The organism is Bradyrhizobium uaiense (assembly GCF_010811875.1).
Taxonomy (GTDB): domain Bacteria; phylum Pseudomonadota; class Alphaproteobacteria; order Rhizobiales; family Xanthobacteraceae; genus Bradyrhizobium; species Bradyrhizobium uaiense.
Map to the genome: position 1 here is coordinate 1 of NZ_VKHP01000156.1, position 22,409 is coordinate 22,409.

Genomic DNA, 22,409 nt, shown 5'->3' on the forward strand with positions numbered 1-22,409 from the left:
CATTCTGCGGAGCTGTTCGTTGTTCACTGTGCGCTCCTCCCCCCACACCCTCCATGGAGTCGGTGTCCGCATCCTCCCGTCGTGAATATTCGATCCCTGTCGCACCCACCATCCTTCGCTCGCGCAGCGAGAGAAGGATGCCACGCCGAAGCCCAAAGGGCGAAGGCGGGCCTCTGGCCACGAGCTTCGGCTCGGCAAGCCACGCTTCATCTTGTTGCTACGGGCTTCGCGTGGCGCAGCCACGCGGAGACCTTCAGGTCGAAGCGTGTCCGGCGTAGCTTGAGCTTGCGAAAGCGAAGACGGACTGTCGCCGCAAGCAAGCCTATCGTTGCGCAGCGAGAGAAGGATGCCACGCCGAAGCCCAACGGGCGAAGGCCGGCCTCTGGCCACGAGCTTCGGCTCGGCAACGTGCTTGACGGCACGCTTCTGATCCAACTTGTCAAACAGCTTGCTCGGTGTCGTCACCCGCGTAGGCGTAGGCGGGTGATCCAGTATTCCAGAGACAGCAGTGCTTGAGCCGTGAGGCCGCGGTCAAGCCGGGCGATGAGACCTCACCGTCCGCTTTGCATGCTCTCGTCAGTTGCACACCCAGCGTCCACCGCATCTCGCACCGCGCTCATGACGATCGCGAGGCGCCCCTCGATCGGGTGAGACGGGCTGACCATACACTGAGCGACGATTCCGATGAGCCGAAATAGCTCTACCTCGGCGCTTGGGCCGTCGGGCAAATCGGTGATCCGCGATCTCGACGATCGCTACGCCTCCGGTAATAAAGGACGCGACCACGATCGCGCAGGCCGGCTCGCGCGATCACGGAAGGCCGGAGGGGACATCGCAGTGCTCGATCACATCCTGAAATTCATGACGCTCGGGACCATCATCGTCGGCATCACGGCGATCTACACGGCGCTGCACACCAACAACCGGCGTCTCGGCGCCGATATCTTCCTCAGATATTCAGAGCGCATATCCGATTTGCGGCGCCGCCTGCCAACGGCGGCGTTCCATGACGAGGGTGCTGCCGGCGACATTGAGTTGACGTTGGAAGAACGCCGCATCGTGCATGAAGTCATCTTCTCGATCTTCGAGCTTTATGAGCTGAAGGTGCATGGCTTCGTTCCGCCCGGAATCTGGAAGATCCGGGAGCCCGACATCGAGCGCGTGCTTTCGCTGCCGGTCTTCCAGCAGGAGCTGGCCGCCGTGCAAGGGCGGTTCGCAAGGCATCCGCGCTTTGCGGCATGGCTCGACCAGATCGGCAAGGCATAGCCGGGCGACGCCCGATCGGAGAATCCTCGTCGATGGTGATGCGGGGATGCGTCTCGCATCCGCCGGGGGTCGTCATGTTCGCCGAACAATTCGATGAGCCGTTGTGACGTTCGTCATCTCGACGTCGATACGGGAATGCCGCAGCGTGCGACAACATGTGCGCCTCGTGCAGGCGCTTTCCGTTCGCATGGTTTGCATTCACTTCGTAGGTGGTGGGGTGCCACATGGTTAGGCAAGCGTTCGCGGGCGCGGGCGCCGAGGCTCCCGTACGCGGGAGTCTCGATATGTCATGTACCGTGCTTAGTTCGCTTCGCTGTTGCGGCAGGCGTTTCATCGCAGCGTGGAGATCGAGAAAATTTTCCGAACACATTGCGATGATGCGTTGCCCGATCGCATCGCACGAAAGCAATTTTGCTTTCTTAGCGGCGTCGCGTTGCCGCCCCTCTGGTTCTCGCGCAGATTGTTCTCTAGATCAGGTAAACCGGTTCGGTGCTGAAGCATCCGAGCCGGACCCCGGCAATGACGCGACAATGAAGAATGCCATGTGTGAGCACGACTGCCGCAGGAGCCATCAGCCCTATCAGGAGCGGCCGGCGTAGCGGGTGATGTCCGCATCCAAAGAATACCACTTCTCTGTCTGCTGAAATTCGCCTGCCTGTGAAAGGCCGGCGACGCAACCTTGGGAATGCGCCTCCGTTGAGCCGACGTTCGTCGTTTGCGACAACGAGGGGCGAAAGTACATGCAACAAGACGACAAGGCGCCGGTGAGCGCCGCGAGGCTGCTGGAACAAGTTCCTGTGCCGCGCGAACCCCGGAATATCAGGGACATCGCGCCGGCAGTGCCGCGGCTCTTCTCCACGCGGCCCTATCCGCTGTCGGAACAGTTCGAGGTCTGGAAGACGCGGATGGCCTCGCTGATCGATGTCGCGCCGCCGGAAGGCCACAGCCCTGCACAGGGGTTCGAGGTGGAGTACCTGACCTGCAACATGGCCGATGTCGTCTTCACGTCAGGACGTTTTGCCGATCAAACGTTCGCGCGCGCCGCTGAGCCGTCGCAGGGCGCGCCGGTCGATATCTGGTGGCTGTTCCGGGTGCGCTCGGGCGAAGCCCGCTTCGAAACTGCTGAACGGCGGCTTCACGCCGGGCCGGGCGCGATGTTCCTGATCTCGCTCGACGACGATTTCCGCGGCAGCATCACCAACTATGATGGCCTGGTGCTGGCGTTGCCGCGCCGATCCTTTGCTGATGTAGCCGACCAGCTCAACGACGCCTGCAATATTCTCCTGTCCGGCAATCTGATCGAATTGCTTGCTGATTATCTCGACAGACTCGAAACGCGCATCATCCTTATGTCCCGGAGGAGTTGAGGCGGGCGGGGCGGGCGACCGCGCAGATGATCGCCGCATGCATTCAGTTGTCGTCGGACCGGCTGGAGCAGGTGCGCGGCTCGATCGAGTCGGTGCTGTTCGAGCGCGCGCGTCTTTATATAGAGCAGCATCTCGGCGATTTCGATCTCACGCCGGATCGCATTGCGCAGCAATTGCGGATCTCGCGCTCTAACCTCTACCGTGCATTTGAGAGCGTCGGCGGCGTCGCCGGCTACATCCTGCGCAAGCGGCTGCGCGCAGCGCACGCAGAGCTCGTCGGGTCCACCGACAGGCAGGTGCAGGAGATCGCGTACCGCCACGGCTTCAAGCTGGCGTCAGATTTCACGCGCGCCTTCCGCCGCGAGTTCGGCGTCAGTCCGCGCGAGATGCGCGAACGCGCGCGCCGCAGATCAACTGCCGGTTGAAGATTTGCAGAATACCTGTCGGTGTATCGGGCAAATCATTCAACTTGTGAGACGATCTGCGCGCTATTTGGACGGCCTGCTGAGTGACGTTGTCAAATTTGTGTCTATCATTTTGTGCCATGACGACTCGGGGCACATTGATGGGGCAGTCGAGCGAGCGCTGGGTGGCAAGATGCGCTCGTTGAGTTCGACACACCGTTGGCCAGGACCGGAAGAACATCGCGTGTCATGCGATTGTCTTCATCTCTGCACGTGCGCGGCCAAAGCGCCCGCGCGTCGGCTAGGTCCATGGCGCGTCTCCTCCGGCGTCTGGGCAAGATGTCGCGAAAGGGGCGCACCATGGCTGTCGCACGCAACTCAACCGTATCGCTGAAGCGTCAAGGCCGCACCGGCTTCGTCCGGAGCTGGGTCGCCCTGGGCGATGTGGGGAGCCGTTCGCTGCGACGGCGCCTGCTGGCGGTGCTGCGTCAGGCGCATCGAACGCTCGGCGTGACGCGCGACCGGCTGGGGCTCGGGTCGCTGGGCGCCGGCGGGCTCACGTCGACGGTGGCCACAACCCTCGGCGCACTTGCGATCATGGTCGCCGCCACCTCGGTTGCGAGCGCCCAGAACTACAATGCGGGAACCGGAAGCGTGGCCTCGGGTGGTGGCGCAACGGCAGTCGGCACCAATGCGTCGGCGACCTCCTCGGCCGGGTCCGCGGTGGCGATGGGCGCCAACGCCAAGGCGAACGCAACCGGCCAAGGCTCTCCGATTGCAATCGGCGCCGCCGCGAATGCCAGCGGCACCGCTCCTGCCGGCTTCAGCTTCGAGGCGATCGCGATCGGTACCGGCACCAACTCGACCGGACCATGGTCCACCGCCGTCGGCACGACGGCCACCGCGAGCGGGACCGGCGCCAGCGCATTCGGTACCTCCGCGAGTGCGACGGGAAATCAGTCCACGGCAGTCGGAAATGGTGCGGCTGCCAGCAATGTTTATTCGACTGCCATTGGTTATCTTGCCAATGCGTCCGGTCAATATTCGGTAGCGCTCAGTCTGAATGCAAGGGCCACCGGCGATGGCGGGATCGCGGTGGGCAACGGCACGGTTGCGGGTGGCGTCAATGCGATCGCCCTCGGCGTCGACGCCAATGCCACCAAGGCCGGCTCGAGCGCCTTGGGTACGTTCGCCCAGGCTACAGGTGGAAACTCCACGGCGGTTGGTGTCAGCTCCACGGCCAGCGGCAACTTTTCATGGACCGGAGGCTGGTCGTCCGTCGCCTCGGCGGACAGCGCGACGGCCCTCGGTAAGCAAGCCACCGCCTCGGGCATCAACTCGTTCGCCGGAGGTAGCTCCAGCAACGCGGCCGCAGATTTCAGCGTCGCCCTGGGCAATCAGGCGCAGGCGCTGAGCACCGGCGGATCGGTCGCAATCGGATCGGGCGCCATCGTCAATAATGCGGCGACCGGTGGCATCGCGGTCGGTAATAATGCGGCATCTAGCGGCACCTTTTCGGTCGCCACAGGCGCCGGAGCCACTGCCAGTGGTGCGAGTTCGCTCGCGTCTGGCTATCTGAGCCAAGCCACCGGCAACAATGCGACCGCACTTGGGTCCGGCGGGACCACGCTCGCGACGCGGGTAACCGCCTCGGGCGTCGGGTCACTCGCAATCGGCGGCAACGCAACGGCCGGCGCCAACGCATCGGCCGCCAACGCCATCGCGATCGGCGGGCAGTCGGCCGCCAGCGCGACCGGCGCGATTGCGCTTGGCACCAATGCCGCGGCCAGCTCCGCGAACGCTGTCGCGGTGGGCACCAACTCGACAGCCGCCGGCGGTCAGGCCGTCTCGATCGGCGCGAACAACACTGCCTTCGGCAATGGCGCAGTCGCGATCGGCGATCCGAGCTATGCCAGCGGCACCGGCGCCTTCACCGGCGGTGCGAACAACATCGCCAACAGTGACGGCACGGCCAGCGCCACTGCCGGCAACCAGGCCAACGGCGCGGTCGCGATCGGCAACAACAACAAGGCGATCGGGCAGGGATCCGTGGCGCTCGGCAATGGCTCCACCGCGGGCGCCGCCGGTCTTGCGGGTAACGTCGCACTGGGCAACGGCGCAACCGCAGCGGCAAAAGCCGGCGATGTCGCGCTCGGCTCCGGCAGCGTCACCGCTGCCGCGGTCGGCACGCCGAACGCGGTGATCAACGGAATCACCTATTCGGGCTTCGCCGGTACCACGCCGGGCTCGACGGTCAGCGTCGGCACGGTCGGGGCGGAACGGACCATCACCAACGTCGCGGCCGGGCGGATCAGCACGTCGAGCACGGATGCCATCAACGGCTCGCAGCTCTACAGCGTCGCGAACACGCTCTCGGGCCAGATCACCGCGAGTGCCCATCACGACTTCAGCGTCAACAGCGTCAGCCCGGGCAGCGATACCAACTACAACAACCTCGGCGCGACGGGAGCGAATGCGCTTGCAGCCGGCGTGAGTGCTGCGGCGTCCGGCATCAGCGCCGTCGCGGTCGGCAATTCCTCGGCCGCCGGCGGCGACAATGCCGTCGCCGTCGGCAACGCCTCTACTGCGTCGGCGCTCGACGCAGTGGCGTTGGGATACATCGCCAAGGCGACGGGCACTTACAGCACCGCGGTCGGCCCGAATGCGACTGCTTCAGGTGGATCCAGCACCGCGATCGGCCAGAATGCGGCGGCAGCCGACTTTCAGGCGACCGCTCTCGGTGTCAATTCGAGTGCCGGCGCTACGAATTCGCTGGCGCTTGGCGCCAATGCCAACGCCAGCAATGCGGGGGCCGTCGCGCTCGGCTTCGGGAGCGTGACCGCCGCCGCGGTCAATACACCGAGCACGGTCATCAACGGCACCACCTACAACTTCGCCGGCACAGCGGCGAACTCGACCGTCAGCGTCGGCGCGCCGGGCGCCGAACGCACCATCACCAACGTCGCGGCGGGCCGGATCAGCAACTCTTCGACCGACGCGATCAACGGTTCGCAGCTCTGGTCCACCAACCAGGCGGTCGATAGCCTCGCAAGCACCGTCAACAACATCAACGTCGGGGGCGGCATCAAGTACTTCCACGCCAATTCCACGCTTGCCGATTCCTCCGCGGTCGGAACCGACTCGGTCGCGGTCGGCCCGCTGGCAAGCGCAACCGGCACCAACGCCATCGCCGTCGGCAATTCGTCGACCACCGGCGCGGACAATGCCGTCGCGGTCGGCTTTGCCTCGAGCGCGTCGGCGCTCGACTCCGTGGCTTTGGGCTACATCGCCAAGGCGACGGGCCAATTCAGCACCGCGGTCGGCCCCAATGCGCAGGCCTCGGCCACGTCGAGCACCGCGATCGGCCAGAATGCGGCGGCCTCCGATGTTCAGGCGACCTCTCTCGGCGTCAATTCGAGTGCGGGAGCTGCGAACGCGCTCGCGCTCGGCGCCAATGCCAGCGCCACCAACGCCGGCGCGGTCGCGCTAGGCTTCGGCAGCGTCACCGCTGCGGCGGTTCAAACCGCCAGCATCGTCATCGGCGGCAACACCTACGGCTTCGCCGGCACCACTCCGACCTCGACCGTCAGCGTCGGCTCAGTCGGCAACGAGCGTACCATCACCAATGTCGCGGCGGGCCGGATCAGCAACGGTTCGACCGATGCGATCAACGGCTCGCAGCTGTTCGCCGCCACCTCGGCGATCGACAGCCTCTCGACCGTCGTCAATAACGGCCTGACGCATTATTATAGCTACAACGACGGCGGCACCCAGAAGGCCAACTACAACAACAACGGCGCGACCGGCGTGAACTCGATGGCGGCCGGCGTTGCCGCCTCGGCGACCGCCGCCAATTCAACCGCGCTGGGCTTCAACACCCAGGCGACGGTCGCCGACGGCGTCGCGCTCGGCTCGGGCTCGATCTCCAACCGTGCGCTGGCGCCGGCGTCCGGCACGATCGGCGGCACCATCATCCCCTACAACACCACCGATCTGACCCTGCTCGGCGCGGTGTCGGTCGGCAATGCGACGAGCTATCGCCAGATCACGAATGTGGCCGACGGCACCCAGTCCAGCGACGCCGTCACCGTACGGCAGCTGACCGGGGCGTTGACATCGTTCGCGACCACGACGACGAAATACTTCCACGCCAACTCGACGCTCGCCGACTCGCTCGCGGTCGGCAGCAATTCCGTCGCGGTGGGGCCACAGACCGTGGTCAACGGCGACAACGGCATCGGCATGGGATTTGGCGCAACCGTGGCGCAGACCGCGCCCGGCGGCATCGCGATCGGACAGAATTCGGTGTCCAACTTTGCCGATTCGATTGCGTTCGGAACCAATGCGCAGGCCAACGGCATCCAGTCGGTGTCGATCGGCGCAGGATCGCAGACGACCAACCCCACCAGCGTCGCGCTTGGTCCGAATGCCAAGGCGACGGCGCAGGCCGGCGACGTTGCGCTCGGCGCCAATTCGACCACCTCCACGGTGGTCGCTACCAAGAATACCACGATCGGCGGCACCACCTACGCCTTCGCCGGCACGACGCCGACATCGACCGTCAGCGTCGGCAGCGCCGGTTCGGAGCGCACCATCACCAATGTGGCGGCGGGCCAGATCAGTTCGACCTCGACCGACGCCATCAACGGCTCGCAGCTCTGGGCCACCAACACGTCGCTCGACAACCTCTACAAGACCGTCAACAACATCAGCAACGGAGGTGGCGGCGTGAAGTACTTCCATGCCAATTCGACCGCGGCGGATTCCATCGCAACCGGTGCGGAGAGCGTCGCGATCGGGCCGCAATCGGTCGCGAGCGGCGCCAACGCGATCTCGATGGGCAATGGCTCCGCCGCGTCGGCGGCCAATTCGGTCGCGATCGGCGCCGGCGCCAAGGCGACTTCGGCCAACTCGCTGGCGCTCGGCGCAAACGCCACCACGACGGCGAATCTGAGCGATGCGGCCTATACGCCTGTTGTCGGCAAGACCGTCGCGGGCGTCGCGACCGGCGAAGTGTCGGTCGGCTCGTCCGGCGCCGAACGCCGTGTCACCAATGTCGCCGCAGGCTCCGCTGCCACCGACGCGGTCAACGTAAGCCAGCTGCAGGCGGTTGCGTCGACCTCGATCCGCTACGACACCGATGCCTCCGGCAACGCCACCAACAAGATCACGCTGAACAGCGGCAGCACCGGGCCGGTGACCATTAGCAATGTGGCGGCGGGTGTCGCCGGCACCGATGCGGTCAACGTCAACCAGCTCAACAGCGCGTTCCAGCAACTCAACGGCCAGATCGGTGAGGTGCGGCAGGACGCCTGGCGTGCGGCCGCGATCGGCATGGCCGCCGCATCGCTGCGTTATGACGACCGGCCCGGCAAGATCAGCGCATCGGCGGGCGGCGGCGTCTGGCGCAGCCAGGGCGCGCTCGCCTTCGGCATCGGCTACACCAGCGAGAACGGCAAGCTGCGCACCAACGCGGCGGCGACCACCGCCGGCGGCGACTGGGGCGTCAGTGCCGGCGTGAGCCTGACGCTCAATTGACCCTGACGTCGACGAGGCGCCCGGCGTGTCTGGCTTTGGTGATCTGGCTCGCGGAGGCGGCAAGCGCGTCCGCGCAGCCTGCGCCGCCGCCCGCCTACACCGTGAAGCCGTCGGACGTCATGGTGCCGGAAGGCGAGACGCTCGGCGAGTTCAGGCGGATGATCCAGCCGTTCAAGAACTGGACCTTGATTTGCGACGAGAGTCTCAAATCGAAGCGCCGGGTCTGCAACGTCACGCAATCGATCGTCAACGCGCAAGGCGCGGTCGCCTTCAACTGGTCGCTGATTGCGACTGCCGACGGCAAGCCGCTGATGTCGATGCGGATTCCTGCAGCCGCAGGCGTCGGCGCGCAGATCGAGCTTGCGATGGGCGATAGTCCGGATCGCATCGTTGCGCAGACCGATCGCTGCGACGCCAATTTCTGCTTCGCGACGATCGCGATCGGCAACGTGCTGAGGCGGCACATCCGCGCGGCGACGCCGTGCCTGGTGTCCTATCAGCTCCCGCAGACCGGGCCGATCATGCTGGAAGCGCCGCTGGACGGACTGTCCGGCGTGCTGGCGAAACTGAAATGAAGCGAGGTCGGACATGCGGATGTGGAATTCCGGCATCCGGTTCGAGACTGAAGCGCGAAGTGAAAAGGACGGATGGTCGATGCGGCGCACCCTTGGATTGATCTTTGTTGCGGTCGTTGTGGCCGCGCTCGGTGCCGCCGGCGTCGTGGTCTATGCGCAGCAGACGCAGCCGATACCATTGCAGCCGGCTGCACCGGCGCCGGTCAAGAAGCCCGCCGCCGCTGCGAAGCCGCAGCCGCACAAACAGCGTGCGCAGGAGGCACAGACGCCGGCCGCTGCGGCGGCATCCGTTCCGCCGCAACAGGCGGGGCAGCAACCGACCGTATTCGACGATCAGGCGCGGCAGGGCAACATCGTGACCTGCGCCAATCTGTTCGGGACGCTCGGCCGCGGTCTCGCGATGAACTCCAACTACACCGCGCAGTCGCAGTGGGACGCCAAGTCCGGCAACTCTCATTCGGTGCAGTCGCTGGTCGCGCTCGCACCGAACCAGGCCCCGCAGGGAAACCAAGCCCCGCAGGGAAATCAAGCCCCGCTAGGCAATGCCGTTCAGCAGGCCGCCGGTATCGTGTTTGCCGCGCCGGTCGGATCGTCCTGCGAAGGCAATCTGGTGCGGGTGACTCCGCGAGCGGAGAACTGCTCGACGGTCGCCGCCGAGCTCGCCAAGCTCAACGGGCAGACCGGCGCGCTCGGTGAGCTCGCGACGATGGCGCTGCCGAACGGCGCGCAGGTGGTGCTGATTCCGTTCGGCAATGCCTGCGTTGCGGTGACCGCGCTGCGCGTCGCAGGCTAGCACGGCTAGAGGCTGGGCCCTCGCGCGTCCGACGTCGGCACCAGGCCGAACCGGCCGTGCAGTCCGCGCCAGAGGCCGGCGCACAGAACGCTCAGAAGCTTGCGCATCGAACTTCCCCCTCGACACTGTCCATCGCCATGCTGCGAGCGCGGGTGGCGAAAGGACAGAGCCAATTCTGAGCAGGCCTGCGCAGTTTTTGAGCAGAGCATCGTCGCGCCTGAGCGGCGCGCGCCGGAAAATCTCATGAGATTCAACTGGCGGAGCCGTGGCACGGCTCGTGCATAAATGACGCCGAGTTGGCCGCTAGGGTTCCGATCTTGCCAAGCAAGGTGCTGGTCCGAGAGCAGCCGCTTGCGGGGGAGACATCCCCGCAGGTGCACGGCGGGATAAAAGCCCGGGAGACCTCGTTAGCCAAGGGATTGGCGGAGCGATGGTCTTTTCGCCAGTCCCTTTTTGTGAAGTTTCGCAAGAGGGATCGGCAATGAACAAGTTCTCTTTCTTCCTTCGCTCTGTTGTCATCGGCTGCGCGGTCGTGCTCGCGGCGGCTCCTGCCGCCGACGCCGCGCCGAAGAAAAGCTTCAAGGTCGCCTGGTCGATCTATGTCGGATGGATGCCGTGGGGTTATGCGGCCGACACCGGCATCGTCAAGAAGTGGGCCGACAAATACGGCATCGCGATTGAGGTCAAGCAGTTCAACGACTACGTCGAATCGATCAACCAGTACACCGCCGGCGGCTATGATGCCGTCACCATCACCAACATGGACGCGCTTTCGATTCCTGCCGCAGGCGGCGTCGATACCACCGCGGTCGTGATGGGCGATTTCTCCAACGGCAACGACGCCGTGATCCTGAAGAACAAGTCCGACCTCGCTGCGATCAAGGGCCAGACCGTCAATCTGGTCGAATTCTCGGTGTCGCACTATCTGCTGGCGCGTGCGCTCGAAACCAGCAAGCTGAGCGAGAAGGACGTCAAGGTCATCAACACCTCTGATGCCGACATTGCCGCTGCCTACAAGACGCCTGACGTCAATGCGGTCGTGACCTGGAATCCGATCGTGACCGAAATCCTCGGTTCGCCCGATGCCAAGAAAGTGTTCGATTCCTCGCAGATTCCCGGCGAGATCATGGACCTGATGGTGGTGAACACCGCGGTCGCCAAGGACAATCCGGATTTCGCCAAGGCGCTGGTCGGCATCTGGTACGAGACGCTGTCGAAGATGACGGCGAATGATCCCGCTGCGAAGGCTGCCAAGGAAGCGATGGCCAAGGCCTCCGGCACCGATCTCGCCGGCTTCGACAGCCAGCTCTCGACCACCAAACTGTTCGACAAGGCGACCGATGCCGAAGCCTTCACGCGCAGCAAGACCATCGGCATGACCATGGATCGCGTCCGCAAGTTCCTGTTCGAGAAGGACCTGCTCGGCAAGGGCGCGAAGTCGGCCGACGCCGTCGGCATCGAGCTCGCCGACAAGTCGGTGCTGGGCGACAAGTCGAACGTCAAGCTGCGCTTCGACCCGACCTACATGGACGAAGCCGCCCAAGGCAAGCTTTGAAGGCAAGCTCTGAAGGCAAGCTCTGAGCGCGTAGTGCTCGCCGCAAGCAGGAGCCGACGATGCGACTTGTGAACATAAGGCCGGGACGGCAGACGCGATTCTATCTGCTCGCGCTGCCGTTCCTACTGGTCGCAATCGCCTATTTCGCCGGCTCCAGCGCACGGCTCACGCAAAACCCGAATGACAAGCTGCTGCCGGCGCTGCCGAGCATGGTGCAGGCGGTCAAGCAGATGGCGTTCGAGGTCGACCCGCGCACCGGCAGCTATCTGATGGCCTCCGACACCGTCGCCAGCCTGGGGCGGTTGGGGTCGGCGCTGGCGATCTCGACGGTGGCGGCGCTCGTGCTCGGCATCGTGATCGGGCTGCTGCCGGGCGCCAACGCATTGCTCGGGCCGTTCGTGTCGGTGACATCGATGGTGCCGCCGCTGGCCTTGTTGCCGATCCTGTTCATCGTGATGGGGTTGGGGGAGAATTCCAAGATCGCGCTGATCGTGATCGGGACGCTGCCTTGCATGATCCGCGACCTCGCCATGAAGGTGCAGGAGCTGCCGCGCGAGCAGATCGTCAAGGCGCAGACGCTCGGCGCCTCGACCTGGCAGATCGCGCTGCGGGTCGCGATGCCGCAAACCCTGCCGCGACTGATCGACGTGCTGCGGCTGCAACTCGGCCCGGCGTGGCTGTTCCTGATCGCGGCCGAGGCGATCGCATCCGATTCCGGGCTCGGCTACCGGATATTCCTGGTGCGCCGTTATCTCGCGATGGACGTCATCATCCCCTACGTCGCCTGGATCACGCTGCTCGCGTTCATGATCGATGTCGGCCTGCGCGTCCTGCAACGCAAGGCGTTTCCCTGGTTTGCCTCGGTGAGGGCGGAATGAGCACGATCCGTTTCGACGACGTCTGGAAGGAATACGGCGATCACATCGTGCTCGAACGCGTCACGATGGAGGTCGAGCCGCGCGCGTTCATTGCGCTGGTCGGTCCCTCCGGTTGCGGCAAGACCACGCTGCTCCGCATGCTGCTCGGCGAGGAGCAGCCGAGCCGCGGGCAGATTTTGGTCGACGGCAAGCCGTTGCCCGCCGAGCCGGACGCCGACCGCGGCGTGGTGTTTCAGCGCTATTCGGTGTTTCCGCATCTGACAGTGCTCCAGAACGTGATGCTCGGCCGCGAATTGCGAGATGCCAAATTCTCCGCCCGCTTGTTCGGCGCCGCCCGGCGCGCCGCCGCCGACGATGCCATGAAGCTGCTCGCCGAAGTCGGACTCGCCGGCCAGGAGAGCAAATATCCCTCGGCGCTGTCGGGTGGCATGCAACAGCGCCTCGCGTTGGCGCAGGCGATCATGCGCGGTCCGAAGATTCTGCTGCTCGACGAGCCGTTCGGCGCGCTCGATCCTGGAATCCGCGCCGACATTCATGTGCTGATGAAGCGGCTCTGGAACGAGACCCATTTGACGGTCGTGATGGTGACACACGACCTCAGCGAAGCCTTCGGGCTCGCCACGCGCGTGATCGCGCTGGAGCGGTCGCGCAACCGGCCCGAGGAGCGCGAACGCTACGGCGCCACGGTGTCGCGTGATCTCGAGATTTTCCCGCGCCGCAGCGCAGAGCTGCGGTCGTCGGTTCAACCAGCTCCGGCCGGGACGACCCGGTCAGGCAAGGAGCATCAGCCGGGACGGCCCGGCGCTCTCGTCTTGAAGGAGCAACCATGATCCTCACAGAGGAACAGAAGGCCGAGATCGCGGCGCATACCCGACGTTACAACGAGCTGAAAGCCGCGGGGCAGGAGCACGCGCCGCGGGCGCTGCCGGCGCCGACTGCGCGCGATGCCGCGCCGATCGCGACCGACGCGATCATCCACCGCGAGGTAATTCCGGCGGGCTGGTACTGGACCACGCGGCTGAACCGCGGCGAGACGCTGCGCATTGTCAACACACAGGGGACATCAACCGTCAGCCTGCTTGCCTGGAACAGCGCCGACACCACCGAGCGGCTGAACCACGCCGACACCATCAAGGTCCAGTGGGCCGCGCGGCTGCAGAAGGGGCGCGTGCTGCTGTCCGACATGGGACGGGCGCTGCTCGCCATCACCGAGGATACCAGCGCCGCGCATGACGCGGTGGTCGGCGGCTCGACCGCGGCGACCATTCAGGCGAACTACGGCGACGGCAATTTCCGCAACACGCGCGACAATTTCATCCTCGCTGCGGCCAAGCTCGGACTCGATCGCCGCGACGTACATCCCTGCATGAGCTTCTTTGCGCCGGTCGCGATCGACGCGGACGGCAGGTTTGTCTGGTCCGAAACGCGCCGCACGAGGGGCGACTTCGTCGAGCTGCGCGCGGAAATGGATCTGCTGATCGCGCTGTCGAACTGTCCGCATCCGCTCGATCCGGCCAAAGCCTATCCGCAGGCGAGTGTGGAGATCGTACGCTATCGCGCGGGCGCGCCGGCCGCCGACGATCTGTGCCGCACCGCGACGGCCGAGGCGATCCGCGCCTTCGAGAACAACGCGCTGTATTTCGGCGAGACGCGCGAAGGAGCCGTGCGATGACCACGCAATCCGTTCGGACCGGCCGCATCGTCCTCGATGTCGAAATTCCCGCGCGCAAGCCGTGGTCGGCGATCATCCGCAAGGGCCAGACCCTGCGCATCACCGATACTCACGGCCAGCAGGCGGTCGATACGCTGTTCTATCGCGCCGATGATCTCGGCGAGCGCTACAGCGGCCAGGAAACGTTGCGCGCGCAGGGCTCTGCCTATGTCGGGCTCGGCACGCAGATCATGTCAAATGAAGGCCGCGTGATGCTGCGCGTCACGGCCGACAGTTGCGGCCTGCACGACACCTCGGCGGGCGCCTGCTCCTGCGAGAGCAACACCGTGCGGTTCGGGCACCAGACCCGCTACCAGCACGCCTGCCGCGAGAACTTCGTGGTCGAAGCCGCAAAGTACGGCATGTCGAAGCGCGACATCGTGCCGAATTTGAATTTCTTCATGAATGTGCCGATCGATCCCGCCGGAAATTTCACCGTGGTCGACGGCGTCTCGAAGCCCGGCGACGCCATCGAGCTGGTCGCCGAGATGGACGTGCTGTGCCTGATCTCGAACTGCCCGCAGATCAACAATCCCTGCAACGGTTTCTTCCCGACGCCGGTCCAGGTGACGATCTTCGACGTCGCGATCTTCGAGCCGGAGGCGTGAGGCATGTTCAGCAAGGTCCTGATTGCCAACCGCGGCGAGATCGCCGGGCGGATCGGCAGAACATTACGCCAGATGGGTATCGGCTCGGTCGCGGTCTATTCCGACGCCGACCGCTTCACGCGGCCGGTGCTCGCGGCCGACGAGGCGGTGCGCATCGGTCCGGCGCCGGCCGCCGAGAGTTACCTCAACGTCGATGCCATCATGGCGGCGTGCCTCGCGACCGGCGCGCAGGCGGTGCATCCCGGCTACGGCTTCCTGTCGGAGAACCGCCGCTTCGCCGAGCGGCTTGCCGAGCATGGCATCAAGTTCATCGGACCTCGGCCGGAGCATCTTGACGCTTTCGGCCTCAAGCACCGTGCACGCGAGATCGCAGAGCGCAGCGGCGTGCCGCTGCTGCCGGGCTCCGGCTTGCTGGAGGCCATCGACGAGGCGGCCCAGCAGGCGGAGGTGATCGGCTTTCCGGTGATGCTGAAGAGCACGGCGGGCGGCGGCGGCATCGGCATGCAGCTCTGCCACGATATGGCGACGCTGCGCGAGAGATTCGAATCCGTGCAGCGTACGGCGCGGGCAAGCTTCGGCGACGCGCGGGTCTATCTCGAGCGGTTCGTGGCGCGAGCGCGGCATATCGAAGTGCAGATCTTCGGCAACGGCAAGGGCGACGTGGTCGCGCTCGGCGAACGCGATTGCTCGCTGCAGCGGCGCAATCAGAAGGTCTTTGAGGAGACCCCCGCACCGGGGCTCTCCGCGGACATCCGCCGACGGCTGCACGCGGCCGCGGTGTCGCTCGGCAAGGCAGTGTCTTATGAGTCCGCCGGCACCGTGGAGTTCATCTACGACGTCGAGCGGGAGGATTTCTACTTCCTCGAGGTCAACACCCGTCTCCAGGTCGAGCACCCCGTCACCGAGCAGGTCACCGGCGTCGACCTGGTCGAATGGATGATCCGGCAGGCGGCGGGTGAGGATGTGCTGGGCCAGGCCGGTGCGCTCACGCCAAAGGGCGCGGCGATCGAGGTGCGGCTCTATGCCGAGAATCCTGGCGCCGGCTTTCGCCCGAGCGCCGGCCGCCTGACGCAGGTTACGTTCTCACTCGACGCGCGGATCGACGGCTGGATCGAGACCGGCACCGAGGTCTCGCCGTTCTACGATCCGATGCTGGCCAAGATCATCGTGTCGGCCGAGACCCGTGATGCCGCGATCGCGCGGCTCTCGAAGGCGCTGGATGACACGGTCGTGGCCGGCATCGAGACCAATCTCGATTATCTGCGCGCCATCGCAGCGTCCGACGTGTTCCGCAGCGGGCAGGTGGCGACCGGCGTGCTCGGCGCATTCGCGTATCGGCCGCGCACCATCGACGTCGTCGCGCCCGGTGCGCAGAGCGGCGTGCAGGAGTTGCCCGGCCGCCTGCATCTCTGGCATGTCGGCGTGCCGCCGAGCGGCCCGATGGACGAACGGTCGTTTCGGCTCGCCAACCGGGTGATCGGCAATCCGGAAACCACGACCGCGGTGGAGCTGACGGTCAACGGGCCGACCTTGCGCTTCAACACCGATGCGACGGTCGCGCTGTCGGGCGCGCGGATGAAGGCGTCGCTCGACGGCGCAGATGTGGCCTATGACGAACCAGTTGCGGTGCGCGCGGGCCAGACGCTTGCCATCGGCAGCATCAAGGGGCCGGGCCAGCGCAGCTATCTGGCCGTGCGCGGCGGCATCGACGTGCCCCAAATCCTCGGCTCGCGCGCGGTGTTTGCGCTCGGAGCCTTCGGCGGCCATGCGACAGGCGCGCTGAAGGCCGGCGAGGTCTTGCATATCGGTGCCGAGCCATCGGGCCTCGCAGCGCCGCGGCCGGCCACGGAAGACGAACGGCCGCCACTCACTTCAGCTTGGCAGATCGGCGTGGTCTATGGCCCGCATGGCGCGCCAGACTTCTTTCTCGACGACGACATCGAGACGCTGTTCGCGTCGAGCTATGAGGTGCACTTCAACAGCGCCCGCACCGGCGTGCGGCTGATCGGGCCGAAGCCGCGCTGGGCGCGGGCCGATGGCGGCGAGGCCGGGCTGCATCCGTCGAACATCCATGACAACGCCTATGCGGTCGGCTCGATCGACTTCACCGGCGACATGCCGATCATCCTCGGGCCGGACGGGCCGAGCCTCGGCGGATTCGTCTGCCCGGCGGTGGTCGCGCGGAACGAGCTCTGGAAAATTGGCCAGCTCCGGCCCGGCGACACGGTGCGCTTCGTGCCGGTGAAACGTGACGATCCGGTGGCGGGACCGACGGTTCTGAAGGCGCCCGAACTCGGTTCAGCCATCGTCGGCCGCAACGATGATGGCCCGATCCCGGTGGTGTACCGCCGCGCCGGCGACGACAATCTCTTGGTCGAATATGGTCCGATGGAGCTCGACATCGCGCTGCGGCTGCGCGTCCATGTGCTGGCGCAAGCGCTGGAAGAAGCCAAGCTTGGCGGCTTGATCGATCTGACGCCCGGCATCCGCTCGCTGCAGATCCATTATGATGGCACCGCGCTGTCGCGAACCAAGCTGCTCGACGTGCTGCGTAAGATCGAGCGCGAATTGCCACCGGTCGATGCGATGCGGGTGCCGAGCCGCACCGTGCACCTGCCGCTGTCGTGGCGGGACCCTGAGGCCGAACTTGCGATGCGCAAATATCAGGAGCTGGTGCGCGCGGACGCGCCGTGGTGTCCGTCGAATGTCGAGTTCATCCGGCGCATCAACGGGCTCGCGAGTGAGGACGACGTTCGCAACATCGTGTTCGATGCCGATTATTTCGTGCTCGGCCTCGGCGACGTCTATCTCGGCGCGCCGGTGGCAACCCCGCTCGATCCGCGGCATCGCCTTGTGACCACGAAGTACAATCCGGCGCGGACCTGGACGCCGGAGAACGCTGTCGGAATCGGCGGCGCCTATATGTGCATCTATGGCATGGAAGGGCCGGGCGGCTATCAGCTGTTCGGCCGCACCATCCAGGTCTGGAACACCTGGCGCGCTACGCGGGTGTTCGAACCCGGCCATCCCTGGCTGCTGCGGTTCTTCGACAAGATCCGCTTCTTCCCGGTCGACGCCGACGAGTTGCTGGACGCACGGGCCGCATTCCCGCACGGGCAATATGATATCAAGATCGAGCAGGGCGAGTTTTCCTACGCCGACTACGCGAAGCGGCTGGCCGAGGCGCAGCCGTCGATCGCTGCGTTCAAGGCGAACCAGCAGGCGGCGTTCGACGCCGAGCGTCAGCGCTGGCGCGAGATGAAGCTCGACGAGGCGCCGGCCGAATCAATCGATACGAGTGCCGTCGCGACCGGCATTCCCGATGGCCAGATAGGTGCCTTCTCGGAAGTGCCGGGCAATATCTGGAAGATCCTGGTCGAGGAGGGCGCCGAGGTCGCGGCCGGCGACGTGCTCGCGATCATCGAGTCCATGAAGATGGAGATTTCGGTGCTCTCGCCCGCGGCGGGCCGTGTCGCATCGGTGCCGGTGAAGCCCGGTCAGACGCTGCGCGCGGGGGACGTCGTGGCGTTGATCCGGCCGGCGTAGATTCGGGCGCGTCACCAGCTTTTCGTGCCGATCGGCTGCGGTCCGGTCCCCGCCATTGCGCTATGGGGGACGATCGGACGGAAGCCGATCACGCCATGCCTCATTGGCGAGGAGCCGGCGCTGTCGGTCGGCGATGGCCGGCCATCCGGAGCGCACCACGCTGAGGACCGCAGCGTCGGCGGATGGACCTTCGTCGCAGGCAAAATAGGCGCGAAGCCGTCCTTCGCAGTGGAAGCCAAGGCCGGTGTAGAGCTCGAGCGTACGCCGCAGGCGCCAATCCAGATGCACCTCGGCCCGCTCGACGGCGAGCACCTCGAAAGCATACCGCGTCATGAGATGCGCGACATGGCTCATGAGCAGGACCTCGTCCAATCGTCCGCTGCTCCAGATCGGCGCAAGCGTCGCCCGCTTCTCCTCCGGCTCGAGCGCCGCGACAGCGGTAAGGCCGATGATGTCGCCTGACCCGGCGTCCTCGATTGCGAACGCAGCCGTGACGTTCGCGCCGCTCAGCGTGGCTGCCATGCGCGCGGCCGCCGCCTGGCCGGAGCCGCCGCGGTCGAGCTGCCGAAGCATGCCGGCGTCCGCGAGCGGCTTGACCCGCGAGGTCTCAGAACGGTGGACCCTGGTCAGCAGGATGCGGTCGGTGGCCAGGGCGGCATGGCTGTCTGCGAGTTGCATGCCCTATTGACGCATCGAACCAACATGCCGTCAAATGACCGGAATGGCAGTTCATATGCAGATTGGTCATGTCCCTGAATCCGAGACACGTTGACCTGTTTCGCGAGGTCGTGCGTCACAACGGAATCACCAAGGCGGCCCTGAGCCTGCGGATCGGGCAGCCCTTCGTCAGTCGCGCCATCGCGCGGCTGGAGCGCGAGATCGGCTTCGCGCTGTTCGAACGCGGGCGCGGCGGCGTCACGTTGACGCCGGAAGGCGAGATATTTTTGCATGAGGTGGAGCGCAACCAGGCCGGGCTGGAATATCTGGCGCGTGCGGCGCGCGGCATCCGCGCGCGGGGCAGCGGGACGCTGAGGATCGCCTGCCTTCCAGCATTCACCTATTCGTTGATGCCGCGGATCGTCAGCAACTTCTCAAGGAAGAACCCCGGCATCATGCTGTCGGTCGCCGTGCATAGCCCTGAACGGGTCTGGAGTCTGGTTGCTGCGGGCCAGTGCGATGTCGGGCTGGCGCGACCCCAGTCAGGCTTTGCAGCGGTCGACGACGAACTGCTGATGACGACCGACGCCGTCTGCGTGCTGCCGCGGCAGCACCGGCTGCGGTCCAAGCGATTGATCAAGCCGAAAGACCTGCACGGCGAGCCGATGATTGCGGCAGCCCCGGGCGCGCCGCATCGATCGCGCCTCGAACGCGCATTCGAAGACGCCGGGGCCGAGGTCAGAACGGTGGCGGAGATTCAGTACAGCATGCAGCGCTGCGCTCTGGTTGCACAGGGGCTGGGATTCTCGATCGTCGATCCCGTCGTGGCGCGGGATTTTGCCAGCGCCCGGATCGTGCTCAAGCCGTTCACGCCGCGGCTGGAGATCACCACCGTGCTGCTGTTTCCGTCGCAACGGCCGCGCAGCCGTTTAGCGCTCGAATTCTGCGATCTGCTTCGCGCCGAGACCGCGGAATACAGGAAGGCCGGCCTTGATCCGGCCTGACCCGGTCGTGCCGCTTTGCCTGGATGTGGCGCTTCAAGCGAGCTTGGGCGGCCTGGCCGCGGGCTTGACCAGCACATCCAGCGCGGCGTCCGCCAACCACGCTTCGCATCTGTCCGGTGACGAGCCGCCATCGGTCACGAGCGGGGAGCCCCGTCTCACACCTCGAGCCATTCCTCGCGGATGGCGGCGTTCGCCTTGAGCTGCTCCGGCGTGCCTTCGAACACCACGCGGCCGTGGCCCATGATGTAGACCCGGTTCGAGATCTTCATCGCGATCGACAGCTTCTGCTCGACCAGCAGGATGGCGACGCCGGCTTTCGCGATCCGCGCGATCAGCTCGCCGACCTGCTGCACGATCAGCGGTGCCAGGCCCTCGGTCGGCTCGTCGATCATCATCAATTCGGGATCGCCGAGCAGGGTGCGGCAGGTGGTCAGCATCTGCTTCTCGCCGCCCGACAGCACGCCGGCCGGCGTGTCGGCGCGGCGGGCAAGGTTGGGAAACATGTCGAGCATTTCCTGCAGCCGCCACTTGCCGGGGCGGCGCGGGTCCTTGATGCCGAGGATCAGGTTTTGGCGCACCGTCAGGCTCGGGAAGATGTCGCGATGCTCGGGCACGTAGCCGAGGCCGAGGCGAGCGATCTTGTGGCTCGGCAGGCCCGCGATGTCCTGGCCCTTGAAGCGGATCGTGCCCTGCGGCGGCACTTCGCCCATGATCGCCTTGACGGTTGTGGAGCGGCCGACGCCGTTGCGGCCGAGCAGGCTCACCACCTCGCCGGCGGCGATGTCGAGATCGACGCCTTGCAGGATGTGGCTCTTGCCGTAATAGGCGTGAAGATTCCTGACCTCGAGCATCAGTCGACCTCCTCGCCGAGATAGGCTTCCTTGACCTTCGGGTTGCCGCGAATTTCCTCGGGCGTTCCGGAGGCGATGATGTGGCCGTAGACCAGCACCGAGATGCGGTCGGCGAGGCCGAACACCACGCTCATGTCGTGCTCGACGATGACGAGCGTGCGGCCCTCGGTGAGGCGACGGATCAGCGCGACGGCGCGCTCGGTCTCGGCGTGGCTCATGCCCGCGGTCGGCTCGTCCAGCATGATCACGCTGGCGCCGCCGGCGATCGTGATGCCGATCTCGAGCTCGCGCTGCTCGGCATAGGTCAGAAGGCCCGCCGGCACGTCGCGGCGATGGCTAAGATGGATTTCGTCGAGAATCTGCGCGGTGCGCTGCTTCACCTCGGGCAGAGTGTCGACGTTTTTCCAGAACGCGTAGCGGTGGCCGGTCGCCCACAGCACGGCGCAGCGAACGTTCTCCCACACCGTCATGCGGGCGAACACGTTGGTGACCTGGAACGAGCGCGACAGGCCGCGCCGGTTGATCTCGAATGGCCTGAGGCCCGAGGTCACTTCGCCGTTCAGGCGGATCTCGCCCGAGGTCGGCTTGATGTAGCCAGAGATCAGGTTGAACGTCGTCGACTTGCCGGCGCCGTTCGGGCCGATGATGGCGTGACGCTCGCCCTTGGCGACACTCAGATTGAGGTCGCGGATGATCTGGACATTGCCGAAGCTCTTCTCGACGGCGTTGACTTGGATGGCCGCGGTCATGCGAGATACCCCCGATCACGGGCCACTGTCGCAGCGCGGTCCCAGGCTTCCGCGACGCGCCGCCAGGTGATGCGCGCGGCCAGGAAGCCGCCGACGAGCAGCACCGCTGCGGCCGCCCAGGTCGTCGGCGCCGTTGCAACGAAGGGAATGCCGAGCAGGTTGATCGCATCGCCACCGGAGAAGCGCGCGACGGTTTCGATAGTCAGGATGATGCCGAGTGCAAACGCCAGCGTCGGGATCGCCGCGACCAGATAGGACGGGATCACGGTGCCGAGGGTGCCGGCGCGGATCAGCGGACGGTGCTTCATCAAGATGCCGGCGATGCCGCCGGGCGCGAACATCACGATGCCGATGAAGATGATGCCGAAATAGAGCTGCCAGACCGAGGTGACGCTGGTCAGCCCGAGTTGCAGATAGGTCACCAGGATGGCGCCGAGGATCGGGCCGAAGAAATAGGCGGTGCCGCCGATGAACGCCGAAAACAGCACCAGGCCCGACTGCGTCGCGCCGAGATAGGCCGAGTTGGCGATCTCGAAATTGATCGCGGTGAGGCCGCCGGCGACGCCGGCGAAGAAGCCGGCGAACATGTAGGCGAAATAGCGCACCACATGCGGATCGTAGCCGATGAACTCGACGCGCTCCGGATTGTCGCGCACCGCATTGCAGATGCGGCCGAGCGGCGTGCGGGTCAGTGCGTACATCGCGATTGCCGAGACCATCACCCAGAACGCGATCAGGTAGTAGACCTGGATCTGCGGCCCGAAGGTCCAGCCGAACAGCGGCATCAGCGAGGTGCGGTCGGTGGTGATGCCGGATTCGCCGCCGAACACGCTGCGCAGGATCAGCGACGACGAGGCGACCAGCCCTCCGGTGCCGATCAGGACCAGCCGTGACACCTCGCCGTCGC

At 65.8% G+C, this 22,409-nt stretch carries 18 protein-coding genes and 1 riboswitch; of the genes, 13 read left to right on the forward strand and 5 right to left on the reverse strand.

All coding sequences use genetic code 11. The annotated features are described in order from the left end of the window. Positions 1–684 precede the first annotated feature (684 nt). Entirely contained in the window at positions 685–1,266 is a 582-nt protein-coding gene (locus FNJ47_RS30075; protein WP_163159584.1) for a hypothetical protein, read from the forward strand. A gap of 580 nt (positions 1,267–1,846) precedes the next feature. Here FNJ47_RS30075 and FNJ47_RS30080 read toward each other — a convergent pair. Further along, positions 1,847–2,125, reverse strand: a complete 279-nt coding sequence (locus FNJ47_RS30080; protein ID WP_163159583.1) for a hypothetical protein — start codon at positions 2,123–2,125, stop codon at positions 1,847–1,849. A 46-nt stretch (positions 2,126–2,171) separates the two neighbouring features. On the opposite strand from FNJ47_RS30080, the gene FNJ47_RS51615 reads away from it, so the two are divergent. The 11 genes from FNJ47_RS51615 to uca all read left to right on the forward strand — a co-directional run bounded on the left by FNJ47_RS51615 (position 2,172) and on the right by uca (position 18,241). Next, positions 2,172–2,633 (forward strand): hypothetical protein, encoded by a 462-nt coding sequence (locus FNJ47_RS51615; RefSeq protein WP_236000170.1) that lies wholly within the window; start codon positions 2,172–2,174, stop codon positions 2,631–2,633. 71 nt (positions 2,634–2,704) lie between these two features. After that, entirely contained in the window at positions 2,705–3,058 is a 354-nt protein-coding gene (locus tag FNJ47_RS51620; RefSeq protein ID WP_347341736.1) for a helix-turn-helix transcriptional regulator, read from the forward strand. A gap of 339 nt (positions 3,059–3,397) precedes the next feature. After that, positions 3,398–8,575, forward strand: coding sequence for a beta strand repeat-containing protein (locus FNJ47_RS30090; protein ID WP_163159585.1), 5,178 nt, complete (start codon positions 3,398–3,400; stop codon positions 8,573–8,575). Between the two features lie 38 nt (positions 8,576–8,613). Then, positions 8,614–9,150 carry an invasion associated locus B family protein gene (locus FNJ47_RS30095; RefSeq protein ID WP_163159586.1) on the forward strand — a complete coding sequence of 179 codons (537 nt, stop codon included), beginning with the start codon at positions 8,614–8,616 and terminating at the stop codon, positions 9,148–9,150. Between the two features lie 79 nt (positions 9,151–9,229). Further along, positions 9,230–9,943: a hypothetical protein gene (locus FNJ47_RS30100; protein WP_163159587.1), complete on the forward strand. Its 714-nt coding sequence runs from the start codon at positions 9,230–9,232 to the stop codon at positions 9,941–9,943. A gap of 292 nt (positions 9,944–10,235) precedes the next feature. Next, positions 10,236–10,346: riboswitch (guanidine-I (ykkC/yxkD leader) on the forward strand. A gap of 78 nt (positions 10,347–10,424) precedes the next feature. Beyond that, positions 10,425–11,498 carry a putative urea ABC transporter substrate-binding protein gene (locus FNJ47_RS30105; protein ID WP_163159588.1) on the forward strand — a complete coding sequence of 358 codons (1,074 nt, stop codon included), beginning with the start codon at positions 10,425–10,427 and terminating at the stop codon, positions 11,496–11,498. 59 nt (positions 11,499–11,557) lie between these two features. Then, positions 11,558–12,376 (forward strand): ABC transporter permease, encoded by an 819-nt coding sequence (locus tag FNJ47_RS30110; RefSeq protein ID WP_163159589.1) that lies wholly within the window; start codon positions 11,558–11,560, stop codon positions 12,374–12,376. Then, entirely contained in the window at positions 12,373–13,206 is an 834-nt protein-coding gene (locus FNJ47_RS30115; RefSeq protein ID WP_163159590.1) for an ABC transporter ATP-binding protein, read from the forward strand. The genes FNJ47_RS30110 and FNJ47_RS30115 overlap by 4 nt, the downstream gene beginning before the upstream one ends. Further along, positions 13,203–14,048 carry an urea amidolyase associated protein UAAP1 gene (locus FNJ47_RS30120; RefSeq protein WP_163159591.1) on the forward strand — a complete coding sequence of 282 codons (846 nt, stop codon included), beginning with the start codon at positions 13,203–13,205 and terminating at the stop codon, positions 14,046–14,048. Before FNJ47_RS30115 ends, FNJ47_RS30120 begins: the two co-directional genes overlap by 4 nt. Continuing rightward, positions 14,045–14,695 (forward strand): urea amidolyase associated protein UAAP2, encoded by a 651-nt coding sequence (locus FNJ47_RS30125; RefSeq protein ID WP_163159592.1) that lies wholly within the window; start codon positions 14,045–14,047, stop codon positions 14,693–14,695. The genes FNJ47_RS30120 and FNJ47_RS30125 overlap by 4 nt, the downstream gene beginning before the upstream one ends. A gap of 3 nt (positions 14,696–14,698) precedes the next feature. Beyond that, complete coding sequence (gene uca / locus FNJ47_RS30130; RefSeq protein WP_163159593.1) at positions 14,699–18,241, forward strand: urea carboxylase; 3,543 nt, start codon at positions 14,699–14,701, stop codon at positions 18,239–18,241. A 60-nt stretch (positions 18,242–18,301) separates the two neighbouring features. Here uca and FNJ47_RS30135 read toward each other — a convergent pair whose 3' ends face one another. Further along, on the reverse strand, positions 18,302–18,919 hold the full coding sequence (locus FNJ47_RS30135; protein ID WP_163159594.1) for a GNAT family N-acetyltransferase: 618 nt from the start codon (positions 18,917–18,919) through the stop codon (positions 18,302–18,304). 68 nt (positions 18,920–18,987) lie between these two features. Here FNJ47_RS30135 and FNJ47_RS30140 point away from each other — a divergent pair, with 68 nt between their 5' ends. Then, positions 18,988–19,902 (forward strand): LysR family transcriptional regulator, encoded by a 915-nt coding sequence (locus FNJ47_RS30140; protein WP_163159595.1) that lies wholly within the window; start codon positions 18,988–18,990, stop codon positions 19,900–19,902. 155 nt (positions 19,903–20,057) lie between these two features. On the opposite strand, the gene FNJ47_RS30145 is transcribed toward FNJ47_RS30140, so the two are convergent. The 3 genes from FNJ47_RS30145 to FNJ47_RS30155 all read right to left on the reverse strand — a co-directional run. After that, entirely contained in the window at positions 20,058–20,753 is a 696-nt protein-coding gene (locus FNJ47_RS30145; RefSeq protein WP_163159596.1) for an ABC transporter ATP-binding protein, read from the reverse strand. Then, positions 20,753–21,502 carry an ABC transporter ATP-binding protein gene (locus FNJ47_RS30150; protein WP_163159597.1) on the reverse strand — a complete coding sequence of 250 codons (750 nt, stop codon included), beginning with the start codon at positions 21,500–21,502 and terminating at the stop codon, positions 20,753–20,755. Before FNJ47_RS30150 ends, FNJ47_RS30145 begins: the two co-directional genes overlap by 1 nt. Beyond that, a partial coding sequence (locus tag FNJ47_RS30155) for a branched-chain amino acid ABC transporter permease (protein WP_163159598.1) occupies positions 21,499–22,409 on the reverse strand: 911 nt, incomplete at its 5' end. The genes FNJ47_RS30150 and FNJ47_RS30155, both read right to left, overlap by 4 nt.

Excerpts from the sequence above, each read along its gene's own strand:
- FNJ47_RS30140 (WP_163159595.1), top strand. The coding sequence starts at position 18,988 with ATGTCCCTGAATCCGAGACACGTTGACCTGTTTCGCGAGGTCGTGCGT.
- FNJ47_RS30075 (WP_163159584.1), top strand. The coding sequence starts at position 685 with ATGAGCCGAAATAGCTCTACCTCGGCGCTTGGGCCGTCGGGCAAATCG.
- FNJ47_RS30120 (WP_163159591.1), top strand. The coding sequence starts at position 13,203 with ATGATCCTCACAGAGGAACAGAAGGCCGAGATCGCGGCGCATACCCGA.
- FNJ47_RS30150 (WP_163159597.1), bottom strand. The coding sequence starts at position 21,502 with ATGACCGCGGCCATCCAAGTCAACGCCGTCGAGAAGAGCTTCGGCAAT.
- FNJ47_RS30145 (WP_163159596.1), bottom strand. The coding sequence starts at position 20,753 with ATGCTCGAGGTCAGGAATCTTCACGCCTATTACGGCAAGAGCCACATC.
- uca (WP_163159593.1), top strand. The coding sequence starts at position 14,699 with ATGTTCAGCAAGGTCCTGATTGCCAACCGCGGCGAGATCGCCGGGCGG.
- FNJ47_RS51615 (WP_236000170.1), top strand. The coding sequence starts at position 2,172 with ATGGCCTCGCTGATCGATGTCGCGCCGCCGGAAGGCCACAGCCCTGCA.
- FNJ47_RS30090 (WP_163159585.1), top strand. The coding sequence starts at position 3,398 with ATGGCTGTCGCACGCAACTCAACCGTATCGCTGAAGCGTCAAGGCCGC.
- FNJ47_RS30125 (WP_163159592.1), top strand. The coding sequence starts at position 14,045 with ATGACCACGCAATCCGTTCGGACCGGCCGCATCGTCCTCGATGTCGAA.
- FNJ47_RS30100 (WP_163159587.1), top strand. The coding sequence starts at position 9,230 with ATGCGGCGCACCCTTGGATTGATCTTTGTTGCGGTCGTTGTGGCCGCG.
- FNJ47_RS30110 (WP_163159589.1), top strand. The coding sequence starts at position 11,558 with ATGCGACTTGTGAACATAAGGCCGGGACGGCAGACGCGATTCTATCTG.
- FNJ47_RS30115 (WP_163159590.1), top strand. The coding sequence starts at position 12,373 with ATGAGCACGATCCGTTTCGACGACGTCTGGAAGGAATACGGCGATCAC.
- FNJ47_RS30105 (WP_163159588.1), top strand. The coding sequence starts at position 10,425 with ATGAACAAGTTCTCTTTCTTCCTTCGCTCTGTTGTCATCGGCTGCGCG.
- FNJ47_RS30135 (WP_163159594.1), bottom strand. The coding sequence starts at position 18,919 with ATGCAACTCGCAGACAGCCATGCCGCCCTGGCCACCGACCGCATCCTG.